17 protein-coding genes are annotated in these 15,315 nt (G+C 45.6%); 8 read left to right on the forward strand and 9 right to left on the reverse strand.

The window, feature by feature from the left end; translation table 11 throughout:
- Positions 1-151 precede the first annotated feature (151 nt).
- From AC4E8D_RS05920 to AC4E8D_RS05930, 3 genes are all read left to right on the forward strand, one after another.
- The gene (locus AC4E8D_RS05920; protein ID WP_221819020.1) at positions 152-1,429 is read left to right on the forward strand and encodes a methyl-accepting chemotaxis protein; all 1,278 of its coding nucleotides are present in this window, start codon (positions 152-154) and stop codon (positions 1,427-1,429) included.
- 198 nt (positions 1,430-1,627) lie between these two features.
- Complete coding sequence (locus AC4E8D_RS05925; protein ID WP_490205970.1) at positions 1,628-2,473, forward strand: hypothetical protein; 846 nt, start codon at positions 1,628-1,630, stop codon at positions 2,471-2,473.
- 269 nt (positions 2,474-2,742) lie between these two features.
- Positions 2,743-3,450, forward strand: coding sequence for a stalk domain-containing protein (locus tag AC4E8D_RS05930; RefSeq protein ID WP_490205971.1), 708 nt, complete (start codon positions 2,743-2,745; stop codon positions 3,448-3,450).
- A gap of 84 nt (positions 3,451-3,534) precedes the next feature.
- On the opposite strand, the gene AC4E8D_RS05935 is transcribed toward AC4E8D_RS05930, so the two are convergent.
- Positions 3,535-4,509: a ring-cleaving dioxygenase gene (locus tag AC4E8D_RS05935; RefSeq protein ID WP_221819023.1), complete on the reverse strand. Its 975-nt coding sequence runs from the start codon at positions 4,507-4,509 to the stop codon at positions 3,535-3,537.
- Positions 4,510-4,773: 264 nt separating this feature from the next.
- Between AC4E8D_RS05935 and AC4E8D_RS05940 the strand changes: the two genes are divergently transcribed.
- Complete coding sequence (locus AC4E8D_RS05940) at positions 4,774-5,535, forward strand: YwaF family protein (protein ID WP_490205972.1); 762 nt, start codon at positions 4,774-4,776, stop codon at positions 5,533-5,535.
- Positions 5,536-5,677: 142 nt separating this feature from the next.
- Here the strand turns inward: AC4E8D_RS05940 and AC4E8D_RS05945 are convergent, their stop codons facing one another.
- The 3 genes from AC4E8D_RS05945 to AC4E8D_RS05955 form a co-directional block, all read right to left on the reverse strand.
- Positions 5,678-6,472, reverse strand: a complete 795-nt coding sequence (locus AC4E8D_RS05945) for an SDR family oxidoreductase (RefSeq protein WP_076214533.1) — start codon at positions 6,470-6,472, stop codon at positions 5,678-5,680.
- A gap of 209 nt (positions 6,473-6,681) precedes the next feature.
- Positions 6,682-6,945, reverse strand: a complete 264-nt coding sequence (locus AC4E8D_RS05950) for a YqkE family protein (RefSeq protein ID WP_036612099.1) — start codon at positions 6,943-6,945, stop codon at positions 6,682-6,684.
- 483 nt (positions 6,946-7,428) lie between these two features.
- On the reverse strand, positions 7,429-8,076 hold the full coding sequence (locus tag AC4E8D_RS05955; RefSeq protein ID WP_221819025.1) for a peptidylprolyl isomerase: 648 nt from the start codon (positions 8,074-8,076) through the stop codon (positions 7,429-7,431).
- Between the two features lie 257 nt (positions 8,077-8,333).
- Here AC4E8D_RS05955 and AC4E8D_RS05960 point away from each other — a divergent pair, with 257 nt between their 5' ends.
- Positions 8,334-9,548 (forward strand): MFS transporter, encoded by a 1,215-nt coding sequence (locus AC4E8D_RS05960; protein ID WP_490206471.1) that lies wholly within the window; start codon positions 8,334-8,336, stop codon positions 9,546-9,548.
- A gap of 102 nt (positions 9,549-9,650) precedes the next feature.
- Here the strand turns inward: AC4E8D_RS05960 and AC4E8D_RS05965 are convergent, their stop codons facing one another.
- The 3 genes from AC4E8D_RS05965 to AC4E8D_RS05975 all read right to left on the reverse strand — a co-directional run bounded on the left by AC4E8D_RS05965 (position 9,651) and on the right by AC4E8D_RS05975 (position 10,536).
- Positions 9,651-9,842 (reverse strand): hypothetical protein, encoded by a 192-nt coding sequence (locus tag AC4E8D_RS05965; RefSeq protein ID WP_221819027.1) that lies wholly within the window; start codon positions 9,840-9,842, stop codon positions 9,651-9,653.
- 39 nt (positions 9,843-9,881) lie between these two features.
- Entirely contained in the window at positions 9,882-10,253 is a 372-nt protein-coding gene (locus AC4E8D_RS05970; protein ID WP_221819355.1) for a hypothetical protein, read from the reverse strand.
- A 121-nt stretch (positions 10,254-10,374) separates the two neighbouring features.
- The gene (locus AC4E8D_RS05975) at positions 10,375-10,536 is read right to left on the reverse strand and encodes a hypothetical protein (RefSeq protein ID WP_221819028.1); all 162 of its coding nucleotides are present in this window, start codon (positions 10,534-10,536) and stop codon (positions 10,375-10,377) included.
- Positions 10,537-10,681: 145 nt separating this feature from the next.
- Between AC4E8D_RS05975 and AC4E8D_RS05980 the strand changes: the two genes are divergently transcribed.
- Positions 10,682-10,963, forward strand: a complete 282-nt coding sequence (locus AC4E8D_RS05980; RefSeq protein ID WP_405131562.1) for a hypothetical protein — start codon at positions 10,682-10,684, stop codon at positions 10,961-10,963.
- 153 nt (positions 10,964-11,116) lie between these two features.
- Complete coding sequence (locus AC4E8D_RS05985) at positions 11,117-13,015, forward strand: ATP-binding protein (protein ID WP_490205973.1); 1,899 nt, start codon at positions 11,117-11,119, stop codon at positions 13,013-13,015.
- Positions 13,016-13,089: 74 nt separating this feature from the next.
- On the opposite strand, the gene AC4E8D_RS05990 is transcribed toward AC4E8D_RS05985, so the two are convergent.
- Positions 13,090-13,332, reverse strand: coding sequence for an NHLP leader peptide family RiPP precursor (locus tag AC4E8D_RS05990; RefSeq protein WP_091015589.1), 243 nt, complete (start codon positions 13,330-13,332; stop codon positions 13,090-13,092).
- Positions 13,333-13,386: 54 nt separating this feature from the next.
- Complete coding sequence (locus AC4E8D_RS05995) at positions 13,387-14,334, reverse strand: hypothetical protein (protein WP_221819030.1); 948 nt, start codon at positions 14,332-14,334, stop codon at positions 13,387-13,389.
- 219 nt (positions 14,335-14,553) lie between these two features.
- Here AC4E8D_RS05995 and AC4E8D_RS06000 point away from each other — a divergent pair, with 219 nt between their 5' ends.
- Complete coding sequence (locus AC4E8D_RS06000) at positions 14,554-15,291, forward strand: hypothetical protein (RefSeq protein ID WP_221819031.1); 738 nt, start codon at positions 14,554-14,556, stop codon at positions 15,289-15,291.
- Positions 15,292-15,315: the final 24 nt, after the last annotated feature.

Below are 15,315 nucleotides of genomic sequence, written 5' to 3' on the forward strand. Positions count from 1 at the left end.
CAAGCTTGTCTTATACATTATGCGCTTTATGGTAGAGAAGTCATGCATGAACGGCAAGTATGGGAGGAATAGAACGTTTTCAGTGATGTATATCACATGATATTTGGTACTTGATTGGTAAAATAGGAAAAAAGGACTACGGGGTGTGCACATGAAATGGACTTTAGGAGCAAAGACTGTCGCCGGTCTGGTACTGATTTCGATTATTACCTACGGAACTAGCGGCTTTTTTATATTTTTTGTCAAAGACTGGATTACGTTAGATATTCCGAATTGGGTGTACATATCGATTATCCTGATCATGGGAGTATGCTGGAACGGGATTCTGGGATGGTTTGCCTCACGCTGGCTGACTCGTCCAATCGTTCACCTGTCCCGGGCTGCACAGCAGGTTTCAGCGGGTGACCTGACAACCGAAATTCCGCAGCGACGCACGCAGGATGAACTTACCGTATTATATGATGCTTTTCGCGCAATGGTTTCTAACCTTCGAAGCATTGTAAATGATATTGCAGACAGCACAAGAACGACTTCACAGAACGCACAGTCTCTGAGTGAAGCGATTACACAGGCCGCGGAACAGATCGAGATGATGTCGGATGCGGTGGATCATATTGCGGTAGGCGTAGAGGAGCAGAAGGTCACTTCCCATCAATCTCTGATCACTGCGGATGAGATGCTGAACGATTTCCAGCGTATGCATAGCCAGTCCATGGACATGACAGAGATGTCCGGTCAGATGGAACGATCGGTGGATCATACCAAACAGACTTTTTCATCGTTGATGAAAGGGATGGACGAGCTGGCCGAGTCGCACAATCGTTCCCGCGACATTATGCTGTTGCTGGAGAAGGAAGCCTCCGATATCGAGGTAATTACCCATTCTGTCAAAAACATTGCTGAGGAAACAGGGTTACTTGCCCTGAATGCTTCAATTGAGGCTGCACGAGCTGGAGAAGAGGGTTCTGGATTTGCAGTCGTGGCGCAGCAGATCCGCAAGCTGGCAGACGAAAGTAAGGAATCGGTACATCGTATTAATGAGTTGATTAGTCGTGTGCAGCAACGGATCAGGGAGACAGCCCAACTGTCTCATGAGCAGCATGGTCTCGTGGTCAATGAATCGGAGCGGACCATCTCTGTGGATCAGACGTTGCATGAGCTGACAGGCACAGTGGAAGTATTTATGAAGGGTGCTCATGATATCGGTTCCAAGATCGCAGAACAGACCGGTCGCGTGGAGCAAACGCACGGTCATGTGAAGAAGATCCAGGGGAAAGCTGGATCGTTCTCGGATGAGGCGAGACGAATTATGGATGCCGCACACGAAGAGACAGCCATCATGGAGGAGATTTCATCCTCGGCTGAAGAACTGAGACAATTAACCGATCGGTTATTGGACAAAACCAAAGCATTCCGGATGCAGCCTTAAGCTGTGTTCGGGATTTTTTTTGTTTTTGGAGAACAGTTTTGGCATGGAAATTTGCTTATTCTGGTTAAAACCGAACGTTCTTTCGTGAAAATGAAAATTTGTAAAGATTATTTTATGAAAGATTAACAAATTCGCAACTTGCAGGCGATAAATGAAGATATAATAGGATTATCACAACAGATAAAGGAGCCCAGTATATTGAAAACTTGGACAGGTATCCTGCTGATGATTATTTTGGCGGTAGCTACGATTAGTACAACTTCGGCTGCCAGAACCATGAATGAATCGCAAAAACAGCTTAACATAGATGATCAATCCAGCCAGACCGCAGTGGTCGAGGCTTCCAATATAGATAAAATGCATGACACAGCGAAGACAACACAGGAATCCATTCCCGTGAAAGAGGAATACGTTTCGGTAGCTCCAGAGAATAAGAAAGTCAGATTATACCCTATGAAAGTTGAGGGTTCAGGTTATATATATAACGGAATGATTTTGGAAGTGGACGGCAAAACGCGAGAATTTAGGGATTGGCAGGGAGAAGGTGGGTCTTACAAACCCGAAGTGCACGAGCTGGATCTGAATGGAGACGGCCAGAAAGAGATTATTGTTCTGTACACGGAAGGTCATGGAACAGGTATTTATTTGGGACAAGCACGTATCATTAATCCGGTAACGCTGGAAGAGATGAAGATGCAATCTCTGGATGAGATTGCGAAACAACATGTGAAGTCGAAAGTTACGGTTAGATCAGACCGTGTGGATGTTGATGTCACCGTTGATGGCGTTCAAGCAGAACCTTTACGGATCGAGGAAGATACGAGTGGCGGCGTATATAACGAAGAGTTGGGATTCGGTGGAGTAACCTATTACAGTATAGAAGATGGCCAGCTTGTCGTATCAGCAGCAGGATCTTACGGTGCGGCTTTATATGCCGGTGATCTGACATTTACTTATGAGTATCAAGATGGTGAGTGGAAGGCCGTAGATTTGAAGTACAGTATGGAAGTGTATGAAGAAGAATATTATGAAACTTTTGATTAATGGCGTCATGTTGATATCGTAATACAACGGGAATTGAAAGTTCTCGAGTGTGGAGTTAAGTGAACATCTGACAAGAATATCTTCCTTACTCCGTATACGGACAGTGGGAAACAGGGCGAGGCTGAAAAAAAATCGGGACATACAGCCTCGTTTTGTGCTGCCCGGAAATAGGCACTGTGCACTAAAAATGCAGGAAACAATTGACTTTATCACTTTAGTCGTTTAAATGTATAAAGGACAAATCATTTTAACATTCAGGAGGGATTTTGATGAAGAAAAAGGTTGTACTGGGTTTGATGGTAGGCACATTAACGCTTGGAATCGGAACAGGTGCACTCGCAGCAACAGGACTGGAACAGATTAAAGCCTATCTGAACAGCAAGATTACGCTAAAAATGAATGGTGCCACGGTGACAGCCAAAGATGCAAATGGTAAAACAGTGTTGCCTATCACCTACAACGGAACGACTTATTTGCCTGTACGTGCTGTGGGATCCTTGCTTGGGACAGAGATCACTTATGACAGTGCAACTTCATCCGTCCTGATTGGTGGGAAAAATGAAACCGGGCCAGTAACCAACGATAAAGTAACACTAAGTACACTGGGGACGACGGTGTTGGGATCTACCGCATGGCATACCAAAGATCCTGCGGAGACTACTTACAAAAGCAAGGATTATAAAGATGTATATCTGCATACAGATTCCGTGAAGCAAGGAGACGACTTCCAGATCATGACGGGCAAAAAGTATTCTTCCCTGCATCTGGAACTGGCCGCTCTTCAAGGGAATCAGGAGATACAGGTAATCAACCAGGACAATACGGTTCTCAAAAAGTTGAGTATATCGCCGGGAAGCGGATTGGTTAGCCTTGACGTGGATGTATCGGGCACTGAAGCTGTGTTTGTTGAGATTGTTTCAGAAGATCCAGGTTCATCGCTATTTGTACCTCTTACAACATCGTATTTGGTTAAATAAAATAGACGTAATAAAAAACGATTATCAACAATGGTGTTGCTGGATCAAGTCCATAACACACATGGTGATAATCGTTTTTAATGTTTAACGAATGACGGTATCCAGCGGTTTGAGATTGGCTTCAATCTCGGCGCGGCGACCTTCAAGGAATGGAGGCAAAGCAAGCGATTCACCCAGATGCTCCAATTCTTCGTCTGTATCAAATCCCGGACCATCGGTTGCAAGTTCGAACAGAATACCGTTTGCTTCACGGAAATACAGGGAGCGGAAGTAGAAGCGATCTACAAACCCGGAGTTAGGGAATTGGAAGTTACGAACCCGTTCCACCCATTGTTTCAGTTCTTCCTCATTATCCACACGGAACGCAACATGGTGTACGCTGCCACGTCCAGGACGCTCTTGGGCAAGGTCATTCCGTTCCTCAACATGCACCTCGGAGCCGCTGCCACCTTCACCGGATTCAAAAACGAGTACATCAGGTTGACCTGGAGTAAAGGCAGGGTAACTTCCTTTAGCTCTGAAACCGAGCAGTTCGGTAAGAACCGGAGCGGTAAGGGAAGCATCTTTTACCGTAAGATGGATAGGGCCAAGGCCTACAACGCCATACTCGGCAGGCACAGGGCTCTGATCCCAGGGTTTACCACCAGCGACACCTGTATTATTTTCATCCGAGACCAGAATCAGACGTTGTCCTTCAAAGTCTGTGAACGAGAGTGTGGCACGACCACCCCGTTCAACAATCTCTCCATGTGGGACTTCGAATTCGTCAAAACGCTGCTGCCAGTAAGTAAGTGCCGCATCACTTGGAACGCGCAGTGACGTGCCAGATATGCTGTTCACACCTTCACGAGTCTGTCCGGCCATCGGAATCTCGAAGAAGGTAAGTTCGGTACCCGGATTGCCTTTCTCATCGCCATAGAAGAGATGGTAGACGGACACATCGTCCTGATTGACCGTTTTTTTAATGAGGCGCAAACCCATGATGTTGGTGTAGAAACGATAGTTCTGATCGGCATGTGCTGTTAGAGCTGATACGTGGTGAAGTCCTTTGATTTGCATAATAAATTCCTCCTAGATGAAATGGGATAGTGTAAAAGTTCAGTTGAACATTTTTTGAGTTTATTTAAATTTATTCTTTATTAAGAAAGTTACTAACTTTTCGTTTGTTTTGGTTCTGAATTTATCTTAACATAAAGATATTTAAATTACAATGCTTATTTAGAATTCCAACTGGACAGCATTTTCATTCAATGGCAAAATGAAAAAGTTAACATTAAAGAGAGATAATGTTGGTGAGATAATCGAAAAGGAGAGAAGAGATGCGTGGCGTATCCACCATGGCTGGACCCTTATGACGCAGAGCCGTTTATCCTGTTCTCCCGTTCACATATCGTTTCAATTAGCGTAATTACAGCATGTATTGTACTAATGTTTTTGCTTCGACACCATCTTCGATCATGGTCAGAGAGGGCACGCCGCATACTGCGAATCGCTCTGGCCTGTGTCATGTTTGCCTGCGAAATCGTGCTGCAACTCTGGTATGTGTATGGAGGGATTTGGAGCCTGCAGACCTCACTGCCGCTCGAACTATGCAGTCTGTCTCTGCTATTATCGGCGTTGTTACTACTGACACGCAGTCGACTGTTACATTCTGCACTGCTGTTTGCAGGTATTGCTGGAGCCCTTATGGCGATCCTGACGCCTAATCTGGGTTATGGTTATGCTCATTTTCGATTCATTCAATTTTTCGTTGCTCATGCCTGTATCATTATGGCCTTACTATACATGACCTGGGTGGAACAGCTGCGACCTAGCTGGAGATCTGTAGCAGGTTCGATGATATTTGTGAATGTGGCAGCATTAATCGTATACGTTGTAGATATTATGCTTGACGCGAATTATATGTTTTTGAGACACAAGCCGAGTACACCCTCGGTGCTTGATATGTTAGGTCCGTATCCCATGTACATCCTTGGGGAAGAGATACTTGCGCTAGTTTTGTTCTCGCTGATGTACATTTTGCTCTTTGCCATTCCAGATCGGTTGAAGCATCGTGTGAAAAAAGGTAAAAGCTCCGCGGTATAGGGATAATCCTTGTAGTTGCGCCTGCGCCGCATTATAAACTCTATATAAATAAAACATCCCGCAGTAATCTGAATGGAACGAATCAGATCGCTTGCGGGATGTTTGGGCGTTGTCCCTGAAAAAGGCCAACTTATATTTATATTTATCCACGGAGCAGAGATTCCGCACCATCCACATAGATTCGTGTACCTGTAACATGAGAGGCTTCATCGGAAGCGAGGAACAGAACGAGGTTCGCCACTTGCTTCGACGTTCCAGGTTCGCCCTTGAGCGGATGTTCATGTCCTTCGGGGAATTCAACAGGAATCTGCACTTCTTTCAGATCATCCGACGGGTAGGTGTTATCATCAATGTTGGTATCGATGGCTCCTGGGCAGACAGCGTTAACACGGATCTTATAACGAGCCAGCTCCAGTGCGGCCATCTTCGTAAACGCAGTTTGTCCTGCTTTGCTGGAAGCGTATGCAGAGAAACCGATCCCTGAGAAGACCCGGTTACCGTTGATGGAACTGGTAATAATGATGCTGCCGCCATGTTCTTTCAGATGGGGGATGGCATATTTGACGGTTGCGAAGGTTCCGCGCATATTGATCTCCATCGTCTGGTCCCAGTCCTCGATGTCCATGGTTTCGATCGGGGCCATCGTTCCGTTGATGCCAGCATTTGCAAATATGATATCCAGTTTACCCGCTTCAGCCGCAGCCTGATTGATCGCCTTCTGCACATTATCCGGTTTGGAGATATCACATTCGATCACATACGCTTCTCCGCCAGCTTTTTCAATCGTCTGCTTGGTTTCCTCCGCATTTTCGGGTGTGCGATCCAGCATGTACACTTTGGCTCCATGCTCGGCGAAACGAATAGCGGTCGCCTGGCCAATACCCGATCCACCTCCGGTTACAATTGCGACTTTTCCTTCCAAACGCTGTTCAGTCATCTCTGATCCCTCCGTATGGTATAGATTGTCGTTGTACGCTCTACTTTTACATACCCGGCTCAAGACTGATGAATCATATGTGTATATATCAAAAAGAACAGGACCGCAACGCGGCCCTGTTCTGGAACAGATCAACTTCATCATCTGTCTGCTGTTAACTTATTTTGGCATGTGAATGGTGGGAAACTCATTCAAGTCATGTCCGATACTTACTTATGTTTCTTCCAGTCCATTGCACTGTTATTAAGCAAATATTCGAAGTCGTTATCCCGGCGCTTCTGCTCCGCTTGGCGAGCTTCTTCTGCTTGCTGACGTTCCTGTTCTTTAAGAGCCGCTTCGGCAGCCTTGGCTTCATCCGCCTGAGCTTTCAGCTTCTCCAGCACATCACTGCTAAGCAGATCCTTCAGTGTTGTGGGTTTATCCTGTGCTACTGCTGCTTTGGGAGCAGGAGTGCGTTTTTTGGATTTTGCCATAGGAAAATCTCCTTTCCAAACATGAATCAGGTTCCATTTATCGTACAGTAGTCATAGTATATCAGGTTCCCGTAAAGCATTCCATGAATCTGCGGAACAAAAGCAGGAAAACGAGTGTTGCGTGACGAATGAAAACGGGTATAAAATCATATACTATTACCGATACTGCGACTATTCCCTGGAGAAAGGAGTCGTTGTTCGTGGAAGTAAACCGTGGTTTACTGAAAGGGCTTGCATGGGGCGTTGCCTTTAGCTGCCCGTTATGGATTGCGATTATCGGCTGGTTACGTTTGATGGGATGGATGTATTGAGGATGATGCCGGAAGAGGTCATTTTTTATAAAGTCATATATGTAACCGTTATCATTAAAATCAATAAATAAAGCTCTGCCTTGCGACATTCGCACAGGACAGAGCTTTTGTTTGTTTAGAGCTCATTACAAGTCATACCCAAGGATTATCATCCGTTTGGCATGGATATTAATTAAGGCATTTTTACCGGTTCTGGATACTCCAGACCGTGGGTGTCTACCGTAACTTTTTTCATAACTTGATCGGTAACCGGTTTGTCACCTTGACCTATTTCCTGAGCAGCAATACTATCAACAACTTCCATACCTTCGGTTACTTTACCGAAGGAAGCATAGGCATTATCCAAATGATCCGCGTCAGCTAACATGATGAAGAACTGAGAACCAGCCGAATCCAAATTATCTCCGCGTGCCATGGAAATGACTCCGCGGGTATGATTCAGGTGGTTTTTGTGACCGTTGGATGTAAATTCACCCTTAATGGCATACCCTGGGCCACCTCGACCATTACCTTCTGGATCTCCGCCCTGAATCATGAAACCTGGAATAACACGGTGAAAGATTGTGCCATCATAGAAACCCTGATTCGCTAGTGAAATAAAATTGTTCACCGTATTGGGTGCAATTTCGGGATATAGCTCAATGACGATCTTCTGGCCATCTGCCATTTCAATAGTAGCTACTGGATTGGGACCCGTTGGTTCAACTGGAGCTGGTGTTTCTGTAGCGCCACTCGAAGGGCGTCCACAACCACTAATGACGATAAGCAGCATCGCGAGTACCAGCGAAACTACTGTATTTTTTTTCCATGTTAAAGACATGAAAACGTTCCTCCTTGCATCTCTGCATCATATATTTTCTCCAAATCCCTATTTGGATATTTACCCAACTATCATACCGTTTTTGTGGACAGGATGGCAATGTAATACATGTGTTTGTGGTGAACAAGGGATGGCCTTCATGGAATGATGGGTGTAAAATAAGGAAAATGCTTCCGCATCGGGGACGTACGGGTCTGTTCCGTCCGCTCCAATACACGGCAGTCCCGGCGTCAGTAACGGAAAGGGCGTGTGGGTATATGAACTTCTCGTGGAAGCGCAATCTGGTCATATTGTGGATTGGTGTATTTTTTTGCAGCACCGCGTATTCGATCTCGATTCCATTCCTGCCCCTGTTTCTAAGTGCTGACTTGGGGGTTCGTGATCACCTGGAGTTATGGTCAGGATTGGCCTTCGGTATTACGTTTCTGGCGAGTGCGCTCGTGTCTCCTTTCTGGGGATCACTGGCTGACAAATACGGGCGTAAGCCCATGCTCATCCGGTCGGGATATAGTCTTGCCGTCTTGTATTTAATTAATTACTTCGTGCAGGACCCCTATTCACTGATTGTTGTTCGATTGTTCCAGGGTCTGCTTGCAGGGTTTGTTCCAGCAGCGATTGCCCTGGTTGGCACGAATACACCGGAAGAGAAGACAGGGTATGCACTGGGCATTATGTCTACAGCGGGAGCAACAGGTGGTATTATCGGACCGTTAATCGGTGGCGTGGTCAGCCATTATTATGGTAACCGGAATGCATTTTTGTTTTCGGCCATTGTAGTGCTGGTCTCTGCGATCATCGCAACCTTCTGGGTAAAAGAGGAGAACTTCAACCGGAACAAGGCGCGTTCCCATGTCATGGATGATATTCGTGAAGCGAGAGCGAATCGGCTGTTTATGACAGTGCTTGGCATGATGGGCATATGTACATTCTCTGTCATGATTCTGGAGCCATTATTGACGGTCTATGTGATGGAGATGGGTGTGCAACCTGATCGTGCCTCACTTAGCTCGGGTATTATTTTCTCCGCGGTAGGTGTAGCAACAGTCATCATGGCACCGCGCTGGGGCAAGATTGGTTCAAGGATTGGATACGGTAAAGTGCTGATCATTGGACTGGTTGGCGGAGCTATAGGTAACCTTCTGCAGTTCTTCACAACAGGGTATATCGGATTCGGTATATTGCGGTTTGTGTACGGTTTATTCTTTGCAGCTGTATATCCAGCGATTAACGCCATGATTGTGCAGGCTACCGCATCGGGTTTCAGGGGAAGAGCATTTAGCTTGAATCAGTCCGCTGCCCAAATTGGGACGATGGCGGGGCCGATCATTGGTGGTGTTCTCGGTGGCTGGCTGCCGATTCGCTGGATTTTTATCATTAACGGAATTGCATTGTTAATCACTGCAATTGTAGCGAAGTGGTCTGGATTTGATCACAAGCTGCCTGGAACAAGTAAGGTTGCTGCAAAGCGGTGACGCTGAATTGCGTACAGAAAGTGGACTGAAAGGTAACAAAAAAGATGACGCTGTGAAATTACAGACGTCATCTTTTTTAAGTCTACTACGGATCTATATAAGTTAGTCATCCGAAGAGGGCTTACGAGAAGCCTTCTCTTTGGGAATAGCATGCTCGACCGCATCACGTTGATCCTCATCCTCAAGTGCTTCGGGGAAGGAGTCCTCAGTGAACAGTCCGAAGTCCGGGTCAATATCCCGTTCGGTCACGAGATTATCCGGTTCATGCACCTGCTTTTGGCGATCTTCCTTCATCGTGTATGCACCTCCTCATTCAGGATGTCATAACAGCTGTTAATGGCGTGGTGGAATGTCGTTCTCGGGTTTGGCGTCCGCACCAGCACCATTAAGCAGATCGGTACCATGCAATGCATCCGGATCGGGTGCAGCAGGATCAACCGGACTGTTCGGTTGCAGAAGATCTGCATCCGGTACAGATTCCAGCGGTGTCTCAGCCAAACGTGAATCCAATTCCGGCTCGTCCACAGCGGCTACAGCTACGGGTGCCAGATCCGAATCTTCCGTTACAATCCGTCTGCCGGAAACTTCATCAAAGCTATCCATATCGCCTTCCGGGACTTCCGTCTCTGGGGGAATATCGCGGGACCTCTGATAACGGTCATAATAGCGGTCGCTCTCTTCGTTACTAATTGGTTTGTCAGACATGAGTAACACTTCCTTTCATTGTCGGTTGTCCAAAGCTTCTTACCCCGTAGTTACCCAAAGCGCTAGTATTGTAATCTTGCACAGGTTATTATCTCCGGGTGTTCACTACGATATGAATGCCTTAGAATTTGGGGAATACATATTTAACCAAGAAGTATAAGAATCCGAAAAAGATAATGACATATGCGGCATATTTAATAAATGTGGAAGCGACCATACTTGAATCCGACTTATGCTGAACATCCTTATGTTCCACCTCAACCGTACGATGTGGCTCATTCATTGTAATCATCTCCTTAGCGTGTTTGTTTGCTTTGAGAAACCATTACACCCGGAGCAAAGGATTGAATCGCAGCCATCGTTTTTACAGCTTTTCCTGTTTTGCCTATGTTATGATGAAGCTTGAATATGTAAGGGAGGAATTTCATGTGGACTGGTTCACACTGGGCAATATGATCACACGCATTCGTATCGGGCAAAAGGCGTCCACACCCGGGTTCTCCCGTACCGTCATCCGTCGTCCGGATGGTTTGTTTTGGGTAGGCGGTATATGGTCCGGGCAAGTTGTACAGTTACGGGATTTCCTTTTTTCCGACATATGGACCATCTATGATGATGAGGAGACAGAGCAGTGGCTTGAATTTCGGAGTCAAGTTGAACAGAAAGAACGAGAAATGATCGTGAACCAGTTCGAAGACTTGCGTGAATAATCGAATAACTTTAACAATAAAATGGAAATAAGACTATAAATCGACTTAAATGTGAAATTTCATTTTATCTCAAGAAGGTGACGTGACAAACGGTGGCGAATGATAAATGAGAGAATCTAAGATAGGGAAAATTAGAACTTTGAGGTGCTGTGAATGAAAAATGTGCCCAAAGCTATCGTCATCTTATGGATGAGTGTATTGATTATTCTAGGCATGCCACATGGGATAGTCTTTGCAACTACAGGAGTGGTTCAGCAACCTGTATCCATTACAGGATGGGAAGTAAAATGGGGGAACGTCGACGATCAAGGGTTCATCAGTGAGGTTAAGGGAGCAGACGAGATATGGGAAAAGCAGGGCAGCGATAAGTTAGAGTATAGCAATACGGATCGCTCGAATTCTTTATGGACTCGCCTGACCATTCCTGAGTTGAGTGAGGAAAGTTCAGCCATTCGATTTGAGAACATTAAAGGCAATCATATTGTAGTTTATCTGGAAGACCGCAAGGTCTACGAGAACTACCATTACAATTATGATAATAATGCTGTGCTGCTGCCCTTATCCAGCGAAAATTCAGGTGACACGCTCTATGTATGGTCGCAAAATGAAAAAGGCCGTCTGGGGATACAAGGTACTGTTCAGGTTGGACCTTATGCCGCTTTACAGGAGAAATATATTCATAACGGACTTATTGATGTAATTTTGGGCGCGACCTTTGTCTTCACAGCGATTACGATGCTGAGTTGTACGTTCTTCCTTGGCAAATTCCATAAGGGATTATGGATCTCGCTATGCATCGTGATGGGTTCCATCGGCACGATGATCATCACGTACTCGCAATTTTTGTATACGTTCTATCAGGTATATGGTGACCTGTATTCCGTAGTATTTGATCTGGCGATGCTGCTGGGTATGCCAGCGCTATGTTATTTTTTTGAACAGATTATCGGGCCAGGACTGCATGGAATCTTCACCAAACTGCGAAAAATACTATTCATATATTCAGTTATCGCTGTGTTCTCTTTATTTATCTATGTTACTTCAGGTGGGCAATGGGAGATCCTATACAATCTACTCGTACAGCGTGTGGTTGGTATTGTGCTGGTCATTCTGCTAACAATCCTGTTGGTTGGTACCATCGCCAAAGCGCTGCAACGAAATCGGGAAGCTATGCTGCTTGCGACGGGATTCGGTACATTTGCCTTGATCAGTGTGGCTGAACTGTTGTGGTATTATCAGCGGAGTGGGACGTATCATCTGTTATGGTGGAAATGGTCCATGGTTGCATTTGTGATCTCGTTGATTGCCATTCTCGGAAGTCGTTTTGCCGAAAAACATACTAAAGTTCTAGAGTATTCCAAGGAACTGGAGCTGTTTAACAATGAGTTGCAGCGATCCGAAAAGATGGAGATTATTAGCGAACTGGCTGCTTCCGTTGCCCATGAAGTACGTAATCCGCTTCAGGTGACAAGAGGCTTCCTGCAACTTATGACGGAACAGGAAGACAACAAAAACAAGGGGTATGTGCGAATTGCACTGGAAGAACTTGATCGGGCTTCGGGCATCATAACGGATTTTCTTACCTTTGCCAAACCTGAGTTTGACCATATTATCTCGCTCAATATCTCGGATGAGTTCAATCATATTGAAGGCATTCTTGTACCGATGGCTAATCTGGAAGGTGGTAGAATCACCACTGACATTCCGCCAGATCTATATATTCGGGGCAATTCCTCGAAGTTCAAGCAGGCTTTTATCAATATTATCAAGAACAGTATTGAAGCTCTGCAGGGACAAGGCCAGATTGATATCTGGGCGTACAAGCAGGATGGAATGATTAAGGTGCATGTCAGGGATAACGGAGAAGGAATGGACGAGGAAGCACTCTCCCGATTGGGCGAGCCTTATTTCTCCAATAAAATCAAAGGCACAGGCCTGGGCATGATGGTGACATTCCGAATTGTTGAAGCGATGCAAGGACAGATCAGCTTTACAAGCACCAAAGGGGTAGGAACAGAAGCGGTTGTATCTTTTGCCGAGTTCGTCGATTGACGAACTCACAGAAGGATACAGCGGCTTTTTTGTTCCTACCCCTGATTTCTTACATTACCAATAACTCACCCGGTTTAACTTCTCCACGGTCCGCAATTCACATCATAATTTACTTTGGAAGGATTGGGAGGTATGACAAGCACATAGTCATTCTGCTGCTCCTCAACAGTACGTACCTGAATGTGCTCCGGAATTACGATGCCAAACGCTTCACGAAGCGCCTGCTTCGGATTGGAGTGCAATTGTTGTCTGAAGTGCTCGTCAGTCCAAGCCTTTTCAATAATATCCTCATGCAACGTTTTCTCTGATACCATCATCGTCAACATTCCCTTCATATTTAAAATTAAACTGAATCAGCTTAGTCCTTATGTTTATAATCCCAACTGTTGCTCGCTAATCCAGTGATGAAACCCGCCTTGGAGAAGCTGTTTCTTCCGTTGTGTAATGTCCTGAACAGTTTGTACTAAAGTGCTGCATAAATAAGAATTAAACGCCTCAAGATGCGATATTCCTAAGTTAGACGATGTTAGTATACGATTATAGTGATAAGCAATGTCTACGTAAGAGTTCATGAGTTGTGTATTGTATACATTGTCATGTATACGTTCGCTTAGAGGATGAACTGGATAGTTGTGATTTAGTGCTGCGGATATGTGGGAGAGGTAGCTGTTGTAGTTTCCATGCACAGCATCTTGTTGCGTGTCTGTGAAGTCATCGGTCATCTGGAGAGTCATGAGTGTGATGTTGATGGCAGAACACACCGGGATGATCCGGTCGGACTGATTCTGAAGAAGGAGTGCACCAGTAGCTCCAATGAGGAGAGGGGCAGCCTTTTGCGCAATCAACAAGGGATTCTGCTGGAAATAATCAATGGAATGCTCACCCGTAACACTCAAGGCCCAATCCACTACATATTGTCTGAAATAGACCCAGAACGTGGAGGAAGGATTAAATAATACCGAGTAAGATTGAAGTGCATCCATGTAATATAGATTACCCAGGGATAACTTCAATGTGGCATTCTCCGGTTGTTCATCCATCACGTCGTCCTGATTCAGAAAATATAACATGTGAATGAGACAGGCTGTACTTAATTGGTGTGCTTTCTCTGGGGGTAGTTTATCTGAGTGTCGCATCCAAAGTGGAATGATGTACCCGATGTAGCTGTGTCCCGAATCTTGTAACAGCGGATTAACCGAACGTAGCTGCTCTAATGCATGTCCTGACAAGGGTTCGGGATATTCCCGTACGCGTTGTTCCGCTGAAGCAAACACGACCTCCAGATCAGATCTAAACGGATCTAACCAATCTTTCCGCATTATTACATCTCGTCCTTCCTGCGATAAGATGACTAAGGACTGTTCGACTAGATCATGAAGTTACATATAGTATAGCGGAAATAAACTGAAAAAAATAGGATTTTTTGTGATCAATTGTGAGAAAAATGATGACTTTTTGTATTTTATGGCATAAAAAAGTGGATTTTAGGTTCAAACTAGGAAGGCACAGGATTTCGACATCGGAAAGGCGGCAGAAAAATGAATTTGAAATGGAAAACATGGATGGCAGCCGGATTGGCAGCCGTAGTCATAACAGCAGCAACAGGGCATGTAGCATTCGCTGATTCAACGGTTCGGGCTGAGGAACATGAAGATGCGTCAAAAGCTTCTTCCTCCGGCAAACCAGCGAAGCCATGCATGCAGGCAGGACATGGTCTGTTTATGATTGGTGAGACAGCAGACTTGCTTGGGATTGGACTTCGGGATCTGAAAGAACAGATGGAACTTGGCAAGACGTTGTCCCAGATTGCGAAAGAGCGTAAGGGACTTAGTGAGGAGCAGTTATTGCAGAAGTTGAAGCCTACACTGGCACAGCGTCTGGATCAAGCCGTAGAAGAAGGTTGTCTCACCAAGGAACAAGCTGCAGCCACGAAGGCGGACATGGATACCAAGTTGAAAAAGGTCATCAATACCCCGCTGGGTGATTTGCGGCGTGAATTTGCCCACCATGGCAAACGTTCCATGGTAGATAAGGGCGAAATTGCCCGGTTTATTGGAGTCACTCCTGCGCAACTGCACGAGCAGCTTCAGGGAGGGAAGTCCCTGGCTGAGATTGCTCAGGCAAAAGGCATTAGTGAAACGCAGCTGGTGGACAAGCTGAAGGAACAATTAACGGGTGATCTGAAGAAATTTGTGAATCAGAAGGGCAACGTGCATCCAGCCCCGGGTCCCCAGGAACCTGTTCCTGGACGATCAACTTCGAGCGAAGTGAAATAAAGAAGAGCGTCTCCTTGAGGGGAC

This window comes from Paenibacillus sp. SRL342 (assembly GCF_984798905.1).